Annotated in this window: 18 protein-coding genes; 8 read left to right on the top strand and 10 right to left on the bottom strand. The window is 74.7% G+C overall.

What is annotated here, in order from left to right:
* Positions 1-50: 50 nt before the first annotated feature.
* The 7 genes from ACIPK4_RS13520 to ACIPK4_RS13490 all read right to left on the bottom strand — a co-directional run bounded on the left by ACIPK4_RS13520 (position 51) and on the right by ACIPK4_RS13490 (position 5,598).
* A complete protein-coding gene (locus ACIPK4_RS13520) occupies positions 51-992 on the bottom strand; it encodes a class I SAM-dependent methyltransferase (protein WP_402312132.1) in 942 nt (313 codons plus the stop codon).
* Positions 993-1,201: 209 nt separating this feature from the next.
* Positions 1,202-1,753, bottom strand: a complete 552-nt coding sequence (locus tag ACIPK4_RS13515; protein ID WP_402312129.1) for a hypothetical protein — start codon at positions 1,751-1,753, stop codon at positions 1,202-1,204.
* A gap of 58 nt (positions 1,754-1,811) precedes the next feature.
* Positions 1,812-2,483 (bottom strand): GNAT family N-acetyltransferase, encoded by a 672-nt coding sequence (locus ACIPK4_RS13510; protein WP_402312942.1) that lies wholly within the window; start codon positions 2,481-2,483, stop codon positions 1,812-1,814.
* Between the two features lie 14 nt (positions 2,484-2,497).
* A complete protein-coding gene (locus ACIPK4_RS13505) occupies positions 2,498-3,232 on the bottom strand; it encodes an SDR family oxidoreductase (protein ID WP_402312127.1) in 735 nt (244 codons plus the stop codon).
* A gap of 80 nt (positions 3,233-3,312) precedes the next feature.
* Positions 3,313-3,819, bottom strand: coding sequence for an SRPBCC family protein (locus ACIPK4_RS13500; RefSeq protein WP_402312124.1), 507 nt, complete (start codon positions 3,817-3,819; stop codon positions 3,313-3,315).
* 66 nt (positions 3,820-3,885) lie between these two features.
* The gene (locus ACIPK4_RS13495) at positions 3,886-4,512 is read right to left on the bottom strand and encodes a hypothetical protein (RefSeq protein ID WP_402312121.1); all 627 of its coding nucleotides are present in this window, start codon (positions 4,510-4,512) and stop codon (positions 3,886-3,888) included.
* A 42-nt stretch (positions 4,513-4,554) separates the two neighbouring features.
* A complete protein-coding gene (locus ACIPK4_RS13490) occupies positions 4,555-5,598 on the bottom strand; it encodes an NUDIX domain-containing protein (protein WP_402312119.1) in 1,044 nt (347 codons plus the stop codon).
* A gap of 288 nt (positions 5,599-5,886) precedes the next feature.
* Here ACIPK4_RS13490 and ACIPK4_RS13485 point away from each other — a divergent pair, with 288 nt between their 5' ends.
* Both ACIPK4_RS13485 and ACIPK4_RS13480 read left to right on the top strand, forming a co-directional pair.
* Positions 5,887-6,333: a hypothetical protein gene (locus ACIPK4_RS13485; RefSeq protein ID WP_402312117.1), complete on the top strand. Its 447-nt coding sequence runs from the start codon at positions 5,887-5,889 to the stop codon at positions 6,331-6,333.
* A 154-nt stretch (positions 6,334-6,487) separates the two neighbouring features.
* The gene (locus tag ACIPK4_RS13480) at positions 6,488-7,162 is read left to right on the top strand and encodes an NAD(P)-dependent oxidoreductase (protein WP_402312115.1); all 675 of its coding nucleotides are present in this window, start codon (positions 6,488-6,490) and stop codon (positions 7,160-7,162) included.
* A 4-nt stretch (positions 7,163-7,166) separates the two neighbouring features.
* Here the strand turns inward: ACIPK4_RS13480 and ACIPK4_RS13475 are convergent, their stop codons facing one another.
* Positions 7,167-8,210 (bottom strand): helix-turn-helix transcriptional regulator, encoded by a 1,044-nt coding sequence (locus tag ACIPK4_RS13475; RefSeq protein WP_402312112.1) that lies wholly within the window; start codon positions 8,208-8,210, stop codon positions 7,167-7,169.
* A gap of 105 nt (positions 8,211-8,315) precedes the next feature.
* Between ACIPK4_RS13475 and ACIPK4_RS13470 the strand changes: the two genes are divergently transcribed.
* The 5 genes from ACIPK4_RS13470 to ACIPK4_RS13450 all read left to right on the top strand — a co-directional run bounded on the left by ACIPK4_RS13470 (position 8,316) and on the right by ACIPK4_RS13450 (position 16,809).
* A complete protein-coding gene (locus ACIPK4_RS13470; protein ID WP_402312110.1) occupies positions 8,316-8,936 on the top strand; it encodes a TIGR03086 family metal-binding protein in 621 nt (206 codons plus the stop codon).
* Between the two features lie 89 nt (positions 8,937-9,025).
* Positions 9,026-10,807, top strand: coding sequence for an RNA ligase family protein (locus tag ACIPK4_RS13465; protein ID WP_402312940.1), 1,782 nt, complete (start codon positions 9,026-9,028; stop codon positions 10,805-10,807).
* The gene (locus ACIPK4_RS13460; protein WP_402312107.1) at positions 10,807-13,767 is read left to right on the top strand and encodes a poly(A) polymerase; all 2,961 of its coding nucleotides are present in this window, start codon (positions 10,807-10,809) and stop codon (positions 13,765-13,767) included. The genes ACIPK4_RS13465 and ACIPK4_RS13460 overlap by 1 nt, the downstream gene beginning before the upstream one ends.
* Positions 13,768-14,079: 312 nt before the next feature.
* Positions 14,080-16,236 (top strand): discoidin domain-containing protein, encoded by a 2,157-nt coding sequence (locus ACIPK4_RS13455; RefSeq protein ID WP_402312105.1) that lies wholly within the window; start codon positions 14,080-14,082, stop codon positions 16,234-16,236.
* 51 nt (positions 16,237-16,287) lie between these two features.
* Positions 16,288-16,809, top strand: coding sequence for a hypothetical protein (locus ACIPK4_RS13450; protein WP_402312102.1), 522 nt, complete (start codon positions 16,288-16,290; stop codon positions 16,807-16,809).
* 7 nt (positions 16,810-16,816) lie between these two features.
* Here the strand turns inward: ACIPK4_RS13450 and ACIPK4_RS13445 are convergent, their stop codons facing one another.
* On the bottom strand, positions 16,817-17,734 hold the full coding sequence (locus ACIPK4_RS13445; RefSeq protein ID WP_402312938.1) for an NADP-dependent oxidoreductase: 918 nt from the start codon (positions 17,732-17,734) through the stop codon (positions 16,817-16,819).
* Between the two features lie 444 nt (positions 17,735-18,178).
* Here ACIPK4_RS13445 and ACIPK4_RS13440 point away from each other — a divergent pair, with 444 nt between their 5' ends.
* Positions 18,179-19,495, top strand: coding sequence for an ROK family protein (locus ACIPK4_RS13440; protein WP_402312099.1), 1,317 nt, complete (start codon positions 18,179-18,181; stop codon positions 19,493-19,495).
* Between the two features lie 151 nt (positions 19,496-19,646).
* On the opposite strand, the gene ACIPK4_RS13435 is transcribed toward ACIPK4_RS13440, so the two are convergent.
* Entirely contained in the window at positions 19,647-20,723 is a 1,077-nt protein-coding gene (locus tag ACIPK4_RS13435; protein ID WP_054224102.1) for an RNA ligase (ATP), read from the bottom strand.
* Positions 20,724-20,746 lie beyond the last annotated feature (23 nt).

Genomic DNA, 20,746 nt, shown 5'->3' with positions numbered 1-20,746 from the left:
GACGGGGGCCGGCGCCGTTCGTGCGTACGGGCGCGGGGGGCGGCGCGGGGTCAGCCCCGGCGACGGCGCCGCCAGGCCACGATCGCGCGGGTGACGACCGGCGGGAGCAGGTCCTTGGCCAGCTTGCGCCACGCGACGCCGGCCCTGGGACGGGGACCGGGCTGGTGTCCGGCCGGCGCGGGCGCGGCGCCCTCGGGCGCCGGACGCAGCGGCTGCGGGGGCGCCGGCGGAACGGCCCCCTCGTCACCTATGCGGACCAGCGACTGGCCCGCCACGAGGTCCACCCCGTGCCACAGGTCCCTGCGGCCCTCCAGCCAGGTGAGCAGCTCCGCCTGGTAGGGCGCCGGGTCGTCCCAGGTCGCGTACAGCTTCGACGCCGAGACGCAGATCAGGTGCAGCTCGCCGGTGGCCACGGCGCCCCATACGGCCGCGGCGACGCCGGGGCAGTGTTCGGAGCGGTAGTCGTCGAAGACGACGACGGCTCCGGGGGCCGCCACGACGCGCGAGGAGGCGATGTCCTGGACGACGTGCTCGTACAGGTGCGAGGCGTCGATGTGGACGAACCGGCAGCTCGCCGGGCGCACCCGGTCGGCGACCACGGAGGTCGGCGCCTGGATGACCGTGGGGAGCGCCTCGCGGAAGGCCAGGTAGTTCGTCTCGAACCCGCGGCGGGTGAGCGTGGAGTACGAGTCCTGCATCTCCGCGAGGTTGGAATCGTCCGGTGCGGGCGAGTCGAAGAGGTCACAGACGGTGAACTCCTCGCCCTCCCGCAGGTACCCCCCGAGGAAGATCGCGCTCTTCCCCATGAACGCGCCGAGCTCCAGAAGATCGCCCGGCTGTTCCTCCCCGCCGGTCCGGCGTGTCAGGAACCAGTCGAAGAGCACCTGGTCATAGCCCGAGAACCACCCCTTGACCTGGCTGTACGCGGTGGGTGCGGGCGGAGCCGGCTCGCCGTCGGGGGTGGTGACGGGAGCTTGGGAAACGTGCGACACGGAGAGCAGCCTCCAGTGAAACGGCATCGGATCAACGCTGATACCCGGCCGGGTAGGCCGACTTTAAGCCCCCGAACAGCCGTCTGACGAGACTTTGTACCCAGCAGACAGAACGACCGGCTCCGATTTCCCGTCTTCCTCCCGGTTGACCCCGTGATCTTCCCGCGGACGGGGCCCCGGCCCGGGCCCCGGACCGGCCATTTTCCGCCTCAGCCCGGGAGCTGGGGAGGGGCGGGGAGGCCGGGGCGGCTGCGGCGGCCCAGGCGCTGGGCGGCGGTGTTGCGCACGCGTCGGGTGCGGCCCGCGGCGGCGAGCAGGTCCAGGGCCTCGAACGAGGTCAGCGACTGGACGGCGATGCGCTGGCACCAGTCGGAGGCGGCGGTGAGCTCGGCCGCCGTCCACGGCTCTCCGTGGGTGATCTCCTTGAGGAGGGTCCACTCGCGCAGCCTGCGGGCCGGGAAGGCACGGGTGCCGATCGCGGCGCCCATGGCCCGGGCCCAGGCCGGGAAGCCCGGGTCGGTCAGCAGGCGGGCGGCGCGGCGGCCGAGGTGGGTGACCACCGCGCTCTCGGCCATCACCGGGTCGCGGTCGCGCAGTACGGCGGCCACGGCGTCCGCCTCGGGTCCCACGGACGTGCCGGCCGCGGCGGCCAGGGCGTCAAGGTGGCGGGCGTAACGCCAGTAGTCGGGCGCGGTGGCCGTCCCCTCGGGCCGGGGGGCCGGGCCGCCCCCCTGGCGTATGTGGTTCTCGCTTCTCCCCATGCATCCCATTCCACACGACCGCGGTGACGGGCCGGTGGGCAGGGGTGCCCGGGCCGCGTCAGCCAGCGTACGAGGACTGCTGCGGGGGCGTGCGGGGTGCCAGCAGGGCCTCCGAGCCCACCGGGCGGAACCCGGCGGCCTGGAAGGCCCGGATGCTGCGGGCGTTGCCCGCGGCCTGCTGGGACCAGACCGGTGCGCCGTCGGGGACGAGGTGACGGGCGGCACGGGCCAGGTCCCGGCCCAGGCCCCGGTGGCGGACGCCCTCGTCCACCTCGATCGCCGTCTCCCAGCGGCCCGCGACCCCGCGGCCGAGTACGAGCACTCCCCCGTCGGCCGACCAGACCCGTACGTCGTCGCGGCGGCGCAGGGCCCGGCGCACCCGGGGGTGGTCGGCGTCGGACACCTCGCGCAGCTCCAGCGGCGGGTCGCCGGGCAGCGGGCCGGCGACGGTCAGCAGGTCGATGGTGTCGGTGGTGCGGCCGGTGCGGTCCAGCAGGGCGCCGAGGAAGCGCGGGTGCATCGAGGCGGCCAGGGCGTCGCATTCGACGGCGGCGAGGGCGGCGTGCACCCATTGCGGGTCCTCGTCGGTGAACACCACGGAGTGTGCGGTGAACGCGATCACGCCCGTGTCGCGCGGGCTCGGCTGCGCCACCACGGTCGTGCCCCCGTCGGCCGGCGGGAACTGCCCGCGGGCCACGGCGTCGAGAATGTCTTCGAGGGTGTCGCCCATGTCCGCCATGCCCGTCACACCTGCTCGAAGGTGAAGGACTTGATGAAACAGTCCCGGGGCTGGCCGATCGCGAAGAAGATGCAGTCCACCAGCGACTGGGCGGTCAGCGGGTCCTTCGCCGTGCGCGGGGCGTCCTCCCACTGCGGGGACAGCGGATCGTGGTTGTCGAAGTCCGGCGGGTAGAGCGAGATGACGCGCACGCCCCGGTCCCGCAGCCGGCGCGAGAGGATCTCGGTGAATCCGGACTGGGCGGACTTGGCGGCGTAGAAGGCGTCGTGGGCGTCGGAGCGGTGGTTGCCGGTCTCGCCGCAGCCGGAGATCATCGTCACGATGTCGGGCTTCGCGGACTCCAGGAGCAGCGGGAGGAAGGCCTTGGTGACGAGGACGGTGCCGGTGGCGCCGGAGGCCAGGGTGTCTGCCACGTCCTCGTCGGAGGCGGAGAGCAGGTCGCGCCCGTGCTGGTAGCGGGAGCCGTTGTTGAGGAGCACGTCGACGTGGTCGGTGCGGGCGGCCACCGCGGCGGCGAACTCCCTTACGGAGGCGGGGTCCGCGAGGTCGCACGCGTACGCGTGGACGCGGCCGCCGTCGTGGCCCTGCGCGAGGATCTCCTCCCGGACACGGGCGGCGGCCTCCAGGGTGCGCGCGGAGAGGTGGACCTCGGCGCCGCGGGCGGCGAACTCGATGGCCAGGGTGCGCCCGAAGTCGCGGCCCGCGGCGGTGATGACGACGCGGTGGTGCCCGAAGTCCATGCCAACACTCCCGGATAGGTGGTCGCTGCACATGATCTCAGGTGCGCCGGCGGACCGTTCGGCGGGGTGGGCTGCCGCGCTCAGGCCTCGTGGGCCTCGGGAATCTCCTGCCCGGACAGCGGAGCGCCGGTCTCCAGCAGGGTCTTGAGGCTGGAGACGAGCATCGGCCACGCCTGGCTACACATGCCGATCAGGGTGCCGCCGGGTTCGAAGCCCTCGTGCAGGACGGTCAGCCGCGTGAGGGTGTCCCCGACGGGCTCGATCTCGTACGTCACCTTCGTGCGCCGCTCCTGCGCCAGCTCGGCGCGCAGCTCCTCGGCGACCCCCACGGAGGCCGCCCACTGCGGGGTGAAGGTGTGCCAGGTGTACGAGAGCCGGCGGTCGGGAACGCATTCGAGGACCACCTGCTCGGGATCACCGGTCCGTGCCCCGCGCTCCACCCAGACCATGGTCGATCCCACCGCCCAGTCGGTCTCGAAGCTCAGCTCCCAGTACCGCCGGGTGAGGGCGGGATCGGTGAGGGCCTCCCAGACCCGGGCGGGATCGGCCTGGATGTAGACGGTGTAGGTGATCGCACTGTCGCTCATGCCCCCATCCTGCCGCCCGGCCCCCCGCGGACCGGGGACCGACCGCCCCGCGGCGGGGCCGGCCGGTCAGTCGATGTGCAGTGCGACCGCGCAGATCCCGCGTCCCGCGGCTGCGGCGCTCCGCCAGACGCGGAGGGGGCCGTCGGTGACGGGCTCGTCGCGGCAGCCGTAGTCCAGCCGGTCCTGGTCCCGGACGCGGGCCCGTTCCTCCCGGGTGAAGGTCAGCGCCCGCTCCACGTCCGGCAGTCTCCGGCGGACCTCCGCGGCGGTGAGGAGCACGTTCCCGCACCAGCCCGGCAGCAGAGCGGCCCGGGCCGGCCCCACGGCGTGGAACAGGGCGGTCACGGCGTAGTCCTTGCGGTGTACTGAGACGAACATGTCCGCGGCGTCTGGTTCGGGCTCCCAGATGTCGTCCATCACGTGGAACGCGGGGTCGGTGATGCCGTTGCAGACCTCGTCGACGTGCTCGCCGGGCCGGGTCAGGGTCCGGAAGGAGTCGACCGCCGCGTCGTACGCCCGGTCGGCGTACCAGGTGCGGTGGTCCGGGAGCGGGGCGCGCCGCCAGGCCTCCCAGCGGCTGCGCGCCGCCGGATGCGCGCGGTCGGCTCGCAGGGCCGGAGCGAGGCGGGGTGTGAGCTCCGCGATGGTGGAATCGGGGTGGCTGCTGATCGACCAGGCGCTGGTGAATCCCATGACGATCACGCTACGAGGCACCACTGACGGCGCACGGGGCGGTCACCGGTGCGGGGAATCGTCCGGGAGTTCGGTGAGGGGGGTGCGGGGTGGGGACGGGAGGCCGAGGCGGGTGCGGGCCGTGCGGACCGCGGCGAGTTCGGCGTGGCCGGCCGGTCCCCAGTCGGCGAGTTCGCGGACCTGCTCCGGGGTGGCCAGCAGGTGCACGTACTGCGGGTCCGCGGCCGGGGGCGGGCCGGTGAGGCGGGCCACGGTGCGGGGATGGGCGGCGTCGCCGGTGCAGCGGTAGCCGAGCGGCGCGGAGCCCGCCGCGGGGGGCGGGAGGTGCACGGCGCCGGTGGTCCGGGAGACCAGGAGCAGGACCCGGCCGTCGGGGGCGAACAGCCAGGCCGAGGGCTCCCGTACGGGCAGCTCCGCGGGGACCGGACCGCAGTGCCAGGTGCCGTGGAGCCGGGTGCGGCGGGCGCCCGGCACCCCGAGCCGGTCCAGGGCGGTCGGCACGGTGGGGCGGCCGTCCTCCAGCAGGACCGGGCCGCCGCCGTTGATGCGGGCGCGCAGCGCCGACAGGGCGCGGCGGGCGTCCCCCGGGTCCATGAGGGCGGGCAGGTCGGCCGGTTCGGCGAAGTGGATGCCGGTGATCTCCTGGGCGGGGAGGCGGATCGCGTCGATCCGGTCGGCGGTCCAGGTGCCGCCGTCGTACACGTACAGGATCTCTCCCGGGAAGCGCATCTCGGGCGGGAATCCGGGAATGTCCGCCGGGATCCAGTCCACGGCGAGCGCGTGCGGATAGCTGCCGTCGACGCCGAGTTCCTCCCGCACCTCGCGGGCCGCCGCGGCGGCCGGGGCCTCGCCGGCGTCCACGGCGCCGCCGGGCAGCAGCTGGTCGGTGCGGTAGTCGACGCTCTGGACGAGGACGCGGCCCTCCGTGTCGGTGATCAGGACGACGGCTCCGGTCCAGAGCGCGGCCCGCGATGCCCCGTACTCCTGCGGGGTCATCCACGTGCCCGGCGCGCCACCACCGCCGTCGCCGCCACCGCCGCCGCCATCGCCGTCGTCCGTCACGGCCTCGTCGGTCAGCTGCGGCATCGGGACTCCGTTCACCGTGGATGGGCCTTCCGCCCGTGCAAACAGCCCGTACGGCCCGCGGGTTACGCCGGCCGGGTGTCCCGGACCGGTGACCTCAGCTTTACCGTCCCCATACCTGCTTATTACCTTGTTACGTCTTCGCTGGTACGTTCGCCTCGCGGACTGGCGGCCTGAGAACCGCCGGTCCGACCACGTCACGGGCCCGCTCCCGACACCTGCCGGCCCTCGCATCACTCTTTCGCGTGACGGCGCGTACGTCCGCCCCTTTCCGTACGGCAGGCTGGGCGGATGCAGTTACGCCGGGTGGCCGTGCCCCTGCCCTTGATGCTCGCCACGCTGGCGCTGACCGCCGGGTGCGTGACCGTACGGCCGGACGGGCCCCCGGAGCCGGGCCGTCCGGCTCCGGGGGCGGACCGGACGGCGGCGGTGGGGGAGGCAGCGGTCGAGGCCCTGCCGCTGGGCCGCCTGCCGACGTCGGAGCCCCCGCCCGCCCCGCCCGCGGCCGCTGCGGAACCCGGACCGCCCGGGGGACGCAGGACGCCACGGCGCACCGACGACGGCGCGCCCGGCGGGCGGGCACACCCCGCACGCCCCGCCCCGGCGCCTGGACCCCGCAAGCGGCCGCCCGCCCGGCCGAAACCCCGGCCGGCGCCGCCGCGTGCCTACGACATGACCGCCCTGTGCGAGGCGGCCAAGGGCATGGTCTCCCCCGAGATCGTGGCCCTCTGCCGCTAAGGGCCCGCCTTTGAGGGAGCGCCTTTCGGTGGGGCGCGGACCGGATCATCCGAGTGGACCCGGCCCGGCTGCCGGGTGTCGGGGGGCAGGTTCGCTTGGATGGACGGCACGGGTCCGACCGCGGCCCGCACCGCCCCCATCCCAGGGAGTCGCCATGGCGAAGATCGCCCTGTTCGGCGCGACCGGCACCATCGGAGCCCGCGTGCTCCACGAGGCGGTCGGCCGCGGCCACCAGGTCACCGTCGTCGTCCGCGACCCCGAAAGGCTCGGGGATTCCGCGGATTCCGCCGATGTCGCCGACTCCGCGGCCGAGGTGCTGCAGGGCGACGTCCTCGACCCGCACTCCGTCGCGGAGGCGGCCGCAGGCCAGGACGTGGTCGTCAGCGCCGTCGGCCCCGGGTCCGAGGACCCGGGGCTTCTCGTGACCGCCGCCAAGTCCCTGATCGGGGGCGTCTGCACGCTCGCCCAGGACGCCCGGCCCCGTGTGCTCGTCGTGGGCGGGGCGGGCTCGCTCCGTACCCCCGCCGGCCCGCTGGTCTGGGAGGCGGCGGGCGTCCCGGAGCCGGTCCGGGCCCTCATGCACGCCCACGGGGAGGCCCTGGACTTCCTGCGCACCGTGCCCGTCGAGGAGGTGCGCTGGAGCTGTCTGAGTCCCGCGGCGGACATGGCGCCGGGCGAGCGCACGGGAACGTACCGGCTGGCCCTCGACGACCTGGTCGCCGACGAGGACGGCGGCAGCCGCATCTCGGCCGAGGACTACGCCGTGGCCCTCGTCGACGAGATCGAGCGCGACGCGCACCCGGGCAAGCGGTTCACCATCGGCTACTGAACCGCTACCGAACCGGCTGCTGAACGGGGCGTACGTCAACCCCGCCCGGCATGTCCGCCGCTTCGGCCCCGTCCACGGCCGCCACGGCCGGCGCGCCCGGCGCGTCCGCCGCGTACGTCGCCACGAGTTCGGCGCCGAGCCGGGCCAGCCACTGCCGCACCTCCGGCGGCTCCAGGACCTCGACCCCCGCCCCCAGCCCGGCCAGGTGGCCGGCCAGGGCCTTGGGGGCCGGGCCGTCGACCCACACCTCCGTCCAGCCGTCGGGCAGCGGACCGCCGACCCGCACCCGGCCGCCGAGCAACCGTTGCAGCAGGCCCAGCGTGCCCGGATGGACACGGGCCCGCGCCGACACCGCGTTCATGCCCTCCTGGAAGGCCCCGGACAACTCCCGCCAGGCGGTGGCCAGGTCGAAGCCGGGCGGCCGGACCACCGGTGCGCCGGTGAGCTCGACGGAGCGGACCCGGCTGAGCCGGAAGGTGCGCAGCCCCTTGTCCGTACCGGCCACGAGGTAGTCGACCCCCGCCTTGGCGACGAGGCCGAGGGGGTCCACCGTGCGCTCGCCGGCCGGTTTGCCGGGGCCCGCGTAGCCGAGCCGGACGCGGATCCCGTCCACGACGGCGCCCTGGAGCGCGGAGCGGTGGGCGGCGTCCGCGGTGACGGCGTTGCGGGACCAGTCCGTGGCGTCGACGACCCCGGCCCGGGTGGCGGCCTGTGCCTGCTCCCGCAGGGTGGGCGGCAGCGCCCGGACCAGCTTGCGCAGGGTGGTGCGCAGCTCGGGCGTGGCCGTCAGGGGCCCGGTGACGAGGAACAGCGCCCGGATCTCCTCGGCGGTCAGCCCGGTGAGGTCGGTCCGCGCCCCGCCGACGAGCGACCAGCCGCCGCCGCGGCCCCGCTGCGAGTAGACGGGGATGCCGGACGCGGCCAGGGCCTCCAGATCACGCCGGGCCGTGCGCTCGGACACCTCCAGTTCGGCGGCCACTTCGCCGACCGTGACCCGGCCGCGTTCCTGGAGGAACAACAGGGTCGCCACCAGCCGGTCGGCTCTCATCTGCCCGCCCTCTCCCGCCGCGGCGGGTTCCGTCGTTTCCGTTCGTCGCAATTCTCTTCGGAAAACAGGCCAGAAGGTGGCCACTTTGCCTCTGAGGATGTACTCATGACTGAAACCACGCAGCTCACCGAAGCCCCGTCCTCTTCTTCCCCCTCCTCTTTCGACCCGCGGACCGACCTCGCCGCGGCCGTCGCGCTCGCGGGCCGCACCCTTGCCGCCGTCCGGTCCGACCAGTACGACGCCCCCACTCCCTGTGACGACTTCGACGTACGGCGGCTCTCCAGCCACCTCGTGGCCGTGGTCCGCCGGATCGCGGTGATCGGGCGCGGTGAGGACCCGTTCGGCGTCCCGTCCTTCGCCGACGAGATCGCCGACGGCGGGTGGGCGGCGGCCTGGGAGCCGGGCGCCCGCGACGTCGCGCAGGTGTGGGCGGACCCGGAGATCCTCGGCCGCGAGCTGCGTCTGCCGATGGGGGTCCTGCCGGGTGCGGCCGCGGCGGCCGTCTACACGCACGAGCTCGTCGTGCACACCTGGGACCTGGCCCGGGCGACCGGCCAGCAGCCTGAGTGGGACCCGGCCCTGATCGAGCGGGTGCGCGCCGTGGTGACGAAGGCGCTGCCCGCCGAAACCCGCGGCGGCCGGATCCCGTTCGCCGAGGTCGTGACCGTGGACCCGGGAGCCCCGGCCATCGACCGGCTGGTCGCGTGGGCGGGCCGCCGGCCCTGAGGCCGTCACGCTGAGCGGTTATTGGGTGGATGGCCCCGCTCCGGATACCTAGAGTGACGATGCACCACGTCGTCGAGCAGGAGCCGGTCATGCGCACGCACTATCCCCGTACCCCGCATCTGCCCTGGTCGCCGGGGGCGGCGGCGGACGACGTGCGTGCCCTCGGACTCGCCGGGCTGGCCGGCCGCGAGGTCGTGGTCACCGAGAAGCTCGACGGGGAGAACACCACCCTGTACGCGGACGGCCTCCACGCGCGCTCACTGGACTCGGGCCACCATCCCTCGCGGGCCTGGGTCAAGGGGCTCCAGAGCCGGATCGGCGCCGGCATACCGGCCGGGTGGCGGGTGTGCGGGGAGAACCTGTACGCCCGCCACTCGCTGCCCTACGAGGACCTGGACAGCTGGTTCTACGGCTTCTCGGTGTGGGACGGGGAGCACTGCCTCGACTGGGACCGGACCGTGAGCTTCCTGCACGGTCTCGGGGTGCCCACCCCGCGCGTGCTCCGGCGGGGCGTCTTCGACGAGCGCGCGCTGCGCAGGCTGCGGCTCGACACCGCACGCCAGGAGGGCTACGTGGTCCGGACGGTGGCCGGATTCGAGCGGGCGGACTTCGGGCGGTGCGTCGCCAAGTGGGTGCGCGGCGGGCACGTGCAGACCGACACGCACTGGATGTACGCGCAGGTGGTGCCGAACGGGCTCGGGCCGCAGGCCGCGCTGTGGGACGTGCGGTCGGGCTCCGAACCCGATGCTGCGCAGCTGGCGGCGGCCCTCGGTGCGGACCCGGCCCCGGGCGCTGCGGTCGAGCCGGTCGTCGCCGAGGTGGCGGGCCGGCTCGACGCGTCGGGCCGCACCGGGGAGGCCCGGCTGGCCGGCGTACTGGCCGCCGTACTGCACCGCGCGCCGCGGGCCCGGACCGGGGCACGGCTGGCGGCGGGGCCGCTCGGCATGCCGACGGCCCGGCGGGTCGCCGACCTGGTCGGGCTGTACCCGCGTCTGCAGCGTCCGTTCCCGGACGCGGGCCGGCGGGCCGGGCTGGTCCGGATGGCCGTCGCCGCCGATCTCGGGGTGCTCCACGCGCTCGCCGGGGCGGCGGCCGCGGGGGATGCCGGGGCGCGGGAGTGCGTGGAGTGGTCCGCGCTGTACGCAGAGGAGGCGGGGCTGCTCGGCCCCGATCCGCTGGGCCCGCTGCGCGCCGGGCTGCGGGAGGCCCTCGCGGGTCTCGACGCGGACGCGGCCGACCGGTGCTGGGCGCAAGCCCGGGAGGCGTTCGGGCGGGGCGGGATCTCCACCGCGCAGGAGGCGGTGGCCGCGACCTGGCGGTGGCGCGACGGCGGCTTCCCGCAGCTGGTGCAGCTGTGCGGGCCCTCGGGCAGCGGGAAGAGCACGTACGCCCGGAGCCTGCCGGGCGTGTCCGCGTACATCAGTCTCGACGATCTGCGCACGGCCCGGGGTTCCCGGGCCGATCAGCGGGCCAACGGGGACGTGCTGCGCGAGGGCCTGGACCGGCTGGACGCGGCGCTCGCCGCGGGCGGCACCGTCGTGTGGGACGCCACCTGCCTCACCGAGCAGCAGCGGGGTCTGGCCGGCGCGGTCGCGCAGCGCCACGACGCGCTCGTCACCCAGGCCGTGGTGCTGGTCGAGGAGGCGGAGCTGGTCCGGCGCAACGCCGTCCGCCCCCACCCCGTACCGGCGCAGGTGCTGGCGGCGCAGCTGCACCGCTTCAGTCCGCCGTATCCGGGGCAGGGGCCGGCGCACCGCACCTGGTACGTCGGCGCGGGCGGGACCGTGGAGGACACGGCGGGCACCCTCGGCGCGGCGACGGCGACGGCACCGGCGCCGACGGCCCCGGCGGCAGTGGGCGAGGAGGGCTGATGCGTACCAGTGAGGAGCTCTACCACCAGGTCCGCTGGGACCCCCGGTTCGATCCGGCGCGGTTCGTGTTCGGGCTGCACCAGCGGGGGGCGCCGCCGAAGCGGATCCCGCTGCACTCGTTCGTCCCCGGCGGCGACATCCCGTGGCACCGGGTGCTGTTCGTCGAGGCGGACGGTGAGCTGGTGTGGGACCGGGCGAGCGGTGTGGACCTCGTCGACTCCACGCGGGCCGGCCGGGTCAGCGCACCGCGGCTGCTGCGGGCTCCGTTCTTCACCGCACGGACCCCGCACGCCTGGGATCCGGCGGACGGGGGCGCCTGGCGGCCGGCCGGGACCGGACGGGTGACACCGGACCCCGGCCCGGGGCCGCAGCGCGTACGGCTGCTGACCTGGAACACGCTGTGGGACCGGTACGACGCCCCGCACATCGACACGGCCCGGCGCAGGCCGATGCTGCTGGCCGACCTGGCGGCCGCCGACGCGGATGTGATCGCCCTCCAGGAGGTCGAACCGGCGCTGCTCGACATGCTGTTGGCACAGCCGTGGGTGCGCGCCGGATACACGGTGGGCACTGATCCGCGCGGCAAGGACGTCGCCGCGAGCGGACTGCTGGTGCTGAGCCGGCTGCCCGTCCGGGAGGCGGGGCTGCACCTGCTGGGGCCGCACAAGGCGGTCGCCGCGGTGACGGTGGACGGCGCGAGCGGTCCGATGGTCGTGGCCTGCGTCCATCTGACGAGCGATCACACCGAGAACGGCTCCGGGCGCCGCGGCATCGAACTCGACCGGATCGCCGAGGGGCTGAGCGGCATCGAGGCCGATGTGGCTCTGCTCGGGGACTTCAACGACGGCCGCTCCGGAGTGCGGGGGCCGGCCGCGGCGCTGGGCATGCGCGATGCCTGGAGCGAGGTGCACGGGACGCAGGACGCCACGCCGACCTTCGACCCGGTGGCCAATCCGCTGGCCGCGGTGGGCTCGCTGTCGGGGCGGGCGGCCCGGCTGGACCGGGTCCTGCTGCGCTCGGCGGACGCACGGGTGCGGGACGCCGCGCTACGCGGCGACACTCCCGGCCCGGAAGGGCTGTTCATCTCCGATCACTTCGGCGTCGAGGCGGTGGTGGACTTCGGGGTAAGGGACGAAGGACGCGTGGTGCTCGACGTACCGGCGACCGCCCGGACGGCGGTGGCCTGGCTTCCGCCGCACGATCCGGTGGTGGAGGAGCTGCGCCGCGCGCACGACCCGGCCGTCGACCGCTGGCCGGCGCACGTGAACCTGCTGTTCGGTTTCGTACCGGAGTCCTCGTTCGAGGCGGCGCTGCCGCTGCTGGCCGAGGCGGCCGCGCAGACGGCGCCGTTCACGGCCCGGCCGGCCGGGGTGCACGACTTCGGCCACCGGGAGGACGCCACGCTGTGGCTGGACCCGGCGGCGGCCGGTGAGGCGCCGTGGCGGCAGCTGCGCAGGGCCCTCGCCGAGCGGTTCCCGGGCTGTGGGGGCCGCGACGGCTTCACCCCGCACCTGACGCTCGGGCGCAGCCGCGATCCGCAGCGGGCCCGGGCGGAGTTCACCGCGCGGCTCGGTGGGTCCGGCGCGGGGACGCCGGTCCGGGTCGGGGAGCTCGCGGTGCTCTCGCGCCGCGGGGACGAGCCGATGCGGGTCCGGGCAACGGTGGAACTCGGCACCGGTGCCTGGCGGTGGACACCGGAGCCGCAGACGTACCCGACTCCGCAGGCCCCGACTCCGGAGGCACCGACTCCGCAGGCCCCGGCCTCGGAAGCACCGGCCCCGCCCACCCCGGCGGGGGCCGGGCCCGGTGCCGAGGCCGGCGCCGGGTCCGCGGCCGAGGGTGTGCGGGCGCGGATCGCGGGGGCGTTGGGCGAGGGGGTGGTGCACCTCGCGGGATCCCGGCGGATGGGGTGCGCCCTGCCCGGCGCGGACGTCGATCTGGTCGCGGCCCTGCCGGGGGCGCCCGGGATCGCGGAGGTACGGGAGCGGGTCGCGGCAGCGCTTCCGGAGGCCGAGCGGATGCGGGAGGTCGTCGGCGCCCGGGTTCCGGGGCTGCGGCTGCGCATCGCCGGACTGGATGTCGACCTGGTGGTCGTCGCCACGGGTGCGGTGGATCCGGCGCAGGCGGTGGAGCGGCGGGCGGAGCTCGGCGAGGCCGCCTCGATCGCCCTGAGCGCCGTGAGCGACGCCGACGCGGTACGGGAGTCCGTCGGCCCTGAACGGCAGGCGGAGTTCGCCCGGCTGGCCCGGGAGGTCAAGGCGTGGGCCCGGGCCCGGGGGCTGGACTCGGCGCCGTTCGGCGGGCTGCCCAGCCTGGCGTGGGCGGTGCTGGCGGCCCGTACGGTCCGCGACGCCGTCGACCTGTCCCCCGCGGCCCTGCTCCAGGAGTTCTTCGGGACCTGGGCCGCCTGGGACTGGCGCGACCCGGTCGCCCTGACGCCGCCCGACGGGAGGCCGGACGCGGACCCGGGCTCCGCCCCCGCGCCCGTCACGGTCCTCACCCCCTGCGCGCCGGTCCGCAGCTGCACGCCGCAGGTCGGCCCGGCCCTGCTCGACCTGCTGGTGCGGGAGCTGTACCGCACGTGGGAGGAGGGCGGAGCCGGCCGCGGGGCTGCGCCACTGCACCGCCGGCACGCCGCCTGGGCGGTCGTGACCGTACGGGCCGACACACCGCGCGAGTTCGAGGAGCGCCTGGGCCGGGCCCGGGGACGGATGCGCGCGCTGCTCGGCGCCCTGGCGGAGGCCGGTGTCCTGGAGGCGCACGCCTGGCCGCGGCCCTTCGCGGTCCGCGCCACCTCGGCCCGGTACGCGATCGGCCTCGGATCCGCCCCGCCGGACGCGGCCGGGCTCGCCGTGCTGTCGAACCGCTGGTCCGCCGGCCTCCCGGGCGTCGAGGTCGCCCTGGCGGAATGCGGCGCGGTTCCGACCCTCTCGGCTCCCACCCTCCCTGACGCCAAGTAACGAACGCATGGAGGCTCCGACCGTCCCATCGGAACCACTCTCCGAACACTGACGCGTCGTGACGCGCTCCGTCCCGCCCAGCGGGCACGGCGCGACAGAGCGGTCACGCGACTCAGAAGATTGCGGCCACCTTTTTTCGTCAACACTTTTCACAAGGATTGAAGAAACCCTGAGTTCACGGGCGCCTTGGGCAATTGACACCCCCTCAAGTCTTCAACTCATGAACGCTGAAACCCTTGACGCTCCACCTGACGGGCAGTTCACTCACGCTTCGGTCCCCCCGGATCGATCCCCGATGTCAGGAGAGCCCCCATGCCCCGCCTCCCGGACCATCCCCCGCGACCGGCGGTCGCTGCCCTCGCCGCCGCCCTCGTCGCGGCCCTCCTCGTTCTGCTGCCGGGCACCGCAGCCCAGGCCGCGCCCGTGCTCCTCTCCCAGGGCAGACCCGCCACCGCCTCCAGCCAGGAGAACGGCGGCACGCCCGCGTCCGCCGCCGTCGACGGCGACACCACCACGCGCTGGTCGAGCCAGTTCGCCGACCCGCAGTGGATACAGGTGGACCTCGGGGCCCCCGCCCAGGTCAGCCAGGTCGTACTGCGCTGGGAGACCGCGTACGCGACGGCGTACCGGATCGAGCTGTCCGACGACGGAACCCACTGGAGCACCGCCTACTCGACGACCGCCGGAACCGGCGGAGTGCGGACCCACGACCTCACCGGGACCGCCCGCTACGTGCGCGTCAACGGCACCCAGCGCGCCACCCCGTGGGGCTACTCGCTCTACGAGTTCCAGGTCTTCGGCACCTCCGGCGGCGGCCCCACCCTCCCCGGCGGCGGTGACCTCGGCCCCAACGTCATCGTGTTCGACCCGTCGACGCCCGGCATCCAGGCCAGGCTCGACGAGGTGTTCCGGCAGCAGGAGTCGGCCCAGTTCGGCGCAGGCCGCTACCAGTTCCTGTTCAAGCCGGGCACGTACAACGGCCTCAACGCCCAGATCGGCTTCTACACCTCCGTCTCGGGTCTGGGCCTGAGCCCCGACGACACCACGATCAACGGTGACGTGACCGTCGACGCCGGCTGGTTCGGCGGCAACGCCACCCAGAACTTCTGGCGTTCGGCCGAGAACCTCGCGCTCAACCCGGTGAACGGCACCGACCGCTGGGCCGTGTCCCAGGCCGCGCCGTTCCGCCGCATGCACGTCAAGGGCGGCCTCAACCTCGCGCCCGACGGTTTCGGCTGGGCCTCGGGCGGCTACATCGCCGACTCGAGGATCGACGGCCAGGTCGGCAACTACTCGCAGCAGCAGTGGTACACGCGCGACAGCGCGATCGGCGGCTGGGGCAACGGCGTCTGGAACCAGGTCTTCTCCGGGGTGCAGGGCGCGCCCGCCCAGTCGTTCCCGAACCCGCCGTACACCACGCTCGACTCCACGCCCGTCTCCCGGGAAAAGCCCTTCCTGTACCTGGACGGGGCCGAGTACAAGGTCTTCGTCCCGGCCAAGCGGGTGGGCGCCCGCGGCACCTCATGGGGCAACGGAACACCGCAGGGCACCTCGCTCCCGCTGAGCCGGTTCTACGTGGTCAAGCCCGGCACCACCGCGGCGACGATGAACCAGGCCCTGGCCCAGGGCCTGCACCTGCTCTTCACCCCGGGCGTCTACCACGTCGACCGGACGATCCGCGTGGACCGCGCGGACACGGTCGTACTGGGCCTCGGCCTGGCCACGATCGTCCCCGACAACGGGGTGACCGCGATGCAGGTCGCCGACGTGGACGGGGTGCGGCTCGCCGGGTTCCTGATCGACGCGGGCCCGGTCAGCTCACCCAGCCTGCTGGAGGTCGGCCCGGCCGGCACGAGCACGGACCACGGCGGCAACCCGACGACCGTGCAGGACGTGTTCATCCGGGTCGGCGGTGCCGGCCCCGGGAAGGCCACCGTCGGCATGGTGATCAACAACCACGACACGATCGTCGACCACACCTGGATCTGGCGCGCCGACCACGGGGACGGCGTGGGCTGGGAGACCAACCGCGCCGACTACGGCTTCCGCGTCAACGGCGACGACGTCCTGGCAACCGGGCTGTTCGTCGAGCACTTCAACAAGTACGACGTGGAGTGGAACGGGGAGCGCGGCCGCACGGTCTTCTTCCAGAACGAGAAGGCGTACGACGCCCCGAACCAGGCCGCGATCCAGAACGGCTCCACCAAGGGCTACGCGGCCTACAGGGTGGCCGACTCGGTGAACGCCCACGAGGGCTGGGGCCTGGGCAGCTACTGCTACTACGACGTCGACCCGACGATCCGTCAGGACCACGGATTCCAGGCGCCGGCGAGGCCGGGCGTGAAGTTCCACGACCTGCTCGTCGTCTCGCTCGGCGGCAAGGGCCAGTACGAGCACGTCATCAACACGACGGGCGCGCCCACCTCGGGCACGTCGACGACCCCGTCCACGGTCGTCTCCTACCCCTGACCCCACGGAGGCGCGGACGGCTTCCGGCCGTTCCGCGCCTCCCCGCTCGGGATGGAGGGCGAGGTCGCGGCAGCGGAGGTCCACCGCCGGGCCGCGGGGGCGGCGGGGCCGGCCGCAATGCCCTCACGGCCCGTACGCCACGATCCGCTGCTGCCCGACGACCCCCGGGGAGTCGGCCGGTACCGGCTCACCGCACGGCTCGGCGAGGGCGGGATGGGAACGGTCTACCTGGGGCTCTCGCCCGGTGAGCGGCGCGTGGCGGTCAAGGTCGTACGGGCGGACCTGGCGGCGGACCCGGGGTTCCGGCAGCGGTTCGCGCGCGAGACCGACTCCGTACGACGGGTCGGCGGCTTCCACACGGCGCAGGTCGTGGACGCGTCTTCGGATGCTGCCCCGGACCTGTCCGCGGTGGTGACGGCCTGCCTCTCCGCCGACCCGGCCGCCCGGCCGGCCCCGGCGCAGATCCTGGAGCACCTGGGCCGCGGGCAGGAGGAGCCGGCCGGGGACTGGCTGCCCCCGGCGGTGCGCACGATGGTCGGGCTCCACAACATGCCCACCGTCGACGCGAGCTGAGGTGCTCTCAGACCTCCACGACGATCTTCCCGGCGGTGCGCCCGGTCCGGCTGAGCTCGAAGGCCGCCGCGAGCTCCGACAGCGGGAAGGTCTTGGCGACGGTGACCGTGAGCTGCCCGCCGTCCGCGAGCCGGCCCAGTTCGGCCAGCGCCTCCGTGTCGGGGCGCACCCACATCCACTGGCCCCCCGCGCCGAGCACCGTGTGGTCGGCGATGGAGGCGTGCCGGCCGCCCTTCGCCAGGACCGCCTGGGTGACGTCGAGGACGCCTCCGACGAAGTCCGCGGCGACGGTGATCCCGTCGGGGGCGAGCGCCCGCACCCGCTCGACCAGGCCGTCCCCGTACTCGACCGGTTCACAGCCGAGCTCGCGCAGCCGGTCGTGATTGCGCGCGGAGGCGGTGCCGATCACCCGGGCGCCCAGCGCGCGGGCGATCTGCACGCCGAAGGAGCCGACGCCGCCCGCGGCGCCGTGGATGAGGACGGTGTCGTCCTTGCCGGTGGCCAGCCGGGTGAGCAGCTGGTACGCGGTGAGCCCGGCCAGCGGCAGGCCGGCCGCCTCGTGCCAGCCGAGCGAGGCGGGTTTGGCCGCGGCGGCGCGGACGGGGACGCTGACGTACTCGGCGAAGGTCCCGCCGTGCACGTAGTCCTTGCGGGCGTACGCCATGACCTCGTCGCCGACCGCGAACTCGGGCACGTCGATGCCGACCCGCTCGACGGTGCCCGCGACGTCCCAGCCGGGGACGACGGGGTACACCACGTCCATGAGGGCGTCGAGACCGCCCGCCATGATCTTCCAGTCGACGGGGTTGACCCCGGCGCACTTGACCTTGACGAGGATCTCACCGGGGGCCACCTTGGGCATCGGCAGCCGGGTCTCGGTGAGCACCTCCGTCCCGCCGTACGTCTCGTACGCCATCGCCCGCATGGTGTCCTCGGACATCTACCCGACCTCTCCGTGTGCCATGAGCCGTCACGGCCCATCCCATCACGAAATCCCGTGCCCGCCCCGAGAAGCGCGGCGGGCACGGCGCGGCGCGCGGGCCCGCGCTCTCGCACGGCCCGGTGCTCGACGATGACCTCGGCCTGGCGGCGGCCGCTGGTCTTGACCGTGCGGCGCTGCGTGGCGTGGTCGACGCGGACGAGGACGAACCGCTTGTCATGGCCGTAGGCCCACCGAGGCGCGCATGGCGGATCGGCCCCATTCGGCAGGGGCCGGGGGAAGGCCGGCAGGCGGTTCCGGCCGGGGCGCCTGAGCGGCGCCCACTCGTCCAGGCCTTGATTCAGGACGTGAGCAAAGGCCCGTGAAAGGCTCGCGTCAAGAGCTCGCGCAGGGGTATGTTGCGGCCAACTGCAATGCGGGAGACGCCGGATGACGACAGCGCGTGGCGGCCGGACGGTACGGGACCTGCGGCGCGGCAACCGCGGCGCCGTACTCCAGCGGCTCTATTTCGGCGGACCGCTGAGCCGCCAGGAGCTGGGGCCCGCCACCGGGCTGAGTTCCGGATCCGTCAGCAACGTCGTCGGCGAACTCCTCACGGACGGACTGCTGGAGGGGGCCGGCGTCGTCGACTCCGACGGCGGCCGCCCGCGCACCTTGCTGCGCGTGGCCCCGGGCAGCGCCCACCTGATCGGGGTCGACGTCGGCGAGACGCGCGTCCGCGTCGGGCTCTTCGATCTCACCCTGGTCGAACTCGCCCGCACGGAGATGCCGTTGCTGCCGCGCGGCTGCTACGACGTAGACCCGGTCGTGGACCACGTCCGCACCGGGATCGAGGCGGTGCTCGCCCGGGCGGGGGTCGGTACGGAACGGCTGCTGGGCGTGGGAGTGGGGGTCCCCGGCATCGTGGACCGCACCGCCCCGGGCGGAGCCGTCGTGCACGGGCAGACCATCGGCTGGGAGGCCGTGCCTCTGGAGGCCCTGCTGCGCGCGACGGGGGCGCTGCCGCCGGAGGTCCCGTACCTCATCGACAACGGCGCGCGGACGCTGGGCCAGGCCGAGATGTGGTTCGGGGCCGGACGGGGGGCGCGGGACGCCGTCGTGGTCCTGTTCGGGTCCGGGGTCGGCGCGAGCCTGATCACGGACGGCTCCCCGAACGGCGCCGGCACGACGGCAACCCCGCTGGAGTGGGGCCACGTGACGGTGTCGGTCGGGGGCCGGCGCTGCCGGTGCGGGGCACTGGGCTGCCTGGAGGCCTACACCGGGGCCGAGTCACTACTGGCCCGCTGGGCGGAGCGGGGCGGGGCCGGGGGCACCCTGGCGGACGCGGCGGGTTCCGCGGACCCGGTCGACGAGGAGGAGGCCCTCGCGGCCCTGCTGGCGGCGGCCGTCGCGGACGACCCGGTGGCCCGGGACGTCCTCGACGAGGCCGCAGAGTACCTGGGAGCGGGCCTGTCGGACCTGATCAACCTGTTCCGGCCGGAGCGGATCCTGGTCGGCGGCTGGGCGGGGCTGCTGCTGGGCCCGCACATCCTCCCGGCGGTCCGGGAGCACGCGGCGCGCTACTCCCTGCGCCACCCGGCCGCCCGGGTCTGCGTCGACCTGGGCTCCCTCGGCCCGGACGCGGTCACGGTGGGCGCGGCCACGCTGCCCCTCTCCGCCTTCTTCACCACCGGCGGCCGCCGGCCCGCCCCGCCCGCCACCCCGGAACGACCCGGCCGGCAGACGTCCTTGACGCGGCGGAGCTAGGCCCTGTCGTCAAACTCCCGTCGTCGCCCGGAGGGCCTAGGTCGTGCCGCCGAGGTCCCGTCTGGCCGGCGGGGCCCGGCGGCCCCGCCCTTCGGCCGGCCGACGCCACGTTGACGGCCTCGGGTGTGCCCTCCGCAGGGGCTCGGCACGGTCACTCGTACTCCGTACCGCCCTTGCGCGTCAGGTACGCCGGGCTGACGGCCTTGGCGATGGCCCGTCCCCCGACGACCGGGCTGTGGCGCTCCACGGCCGGGCGGATCACGACGCCCTCGCGCAGGTGCACGGCCCTGCCGGATACCGTCTCCCGGCCACTGGCCAGCTCCAGCACCGTGTCGAGCGCGTACGGCCCCTCGAACAGCCTGGGCACGAGCGGCAGTTCGGCGTCGGGGAAGACCTCCTGCGGATCGAGCCACCGCACCTGCCCGTCGATCTCCGCGGAGACGTCGAAGACGGCGTACCCCGGCCCCCGGGCGGCGGTGCGCGCGTCGGTTCCGTAGCCGAGGTCCTGGACGCCCGCGCCGTACACCTCGCCGAACACGCCGATCCGGGTGGCGCCGAGCCGGGCGGCGGCCTTCGCGGCGGCCTCCGGGACGCCGTGGCCGCGTACGGCCCGCCAGTACAGGTTGCGCTCCTCCTCCTTGAGCGCCAGTCCCCTGGCCCCGAATCCCTTGGAGGACACGAGCACGCGCCCGTCGTCCGCGACGTACGTCAGCAGGCAGGCCGTGCCGTGCAGTTTCTCGGTGAGCACGACCGGCTCCCCGGGCTCGAAGAGGTGCGGGTAGCGCTGGAGGTTCTCGATGTCCACCCACGGCAGCAGGTCGGGCGCCGACTCCACCTCGCCGTTCATCGTCGTCGGGACGGGCGGCGCCCATTTGGTGATCCCGAGCAGTCCGGCGAAGTCCGTGCCCTCCTGCGCCGCCCGCGCCAGGTCCACTCCGGCCAGCGCACGCGGCCGGCACACGAGCCCCTGCGACAGTTCGCCGCGCAGCCGGACGGCCTTGACCCGGTCGGCGTCGCCGCCGGCGAGGCGCCCGGTCAGCCCGAGCTCCTCGATCAGTGCGGCGGGCAGCACGGCCTGTTCGGGTATGTAGACGGCGAACTCGCCGGTGCGGTAAGCGCCCTTGGCGACGACGGCGCGGTACAGACCCACCTGGGCCAGCTCCAGCGCGTCGGCGTTCGGATGGTCGTGGACGGTCAGCTCTTCGGCGGTGACCCGCAAGGTCGACATGGGCGCAACTCCTGGGACGGGAC

Origin of the sequence: Streptomyces sp. NPDC086989 (genome assembly GCF_044745505.1) — a bacterium.
Taxonomy (GTDB): Bacteria; Actinomycetota; Actinomycetes; order Streptomycetales; family Streptomycetaceae; genus Streptomyces.
Note: the sequence above shows the minus strand (reverse complement) of the source record. Positions and strands in the feature narration are given on the sequence as shown.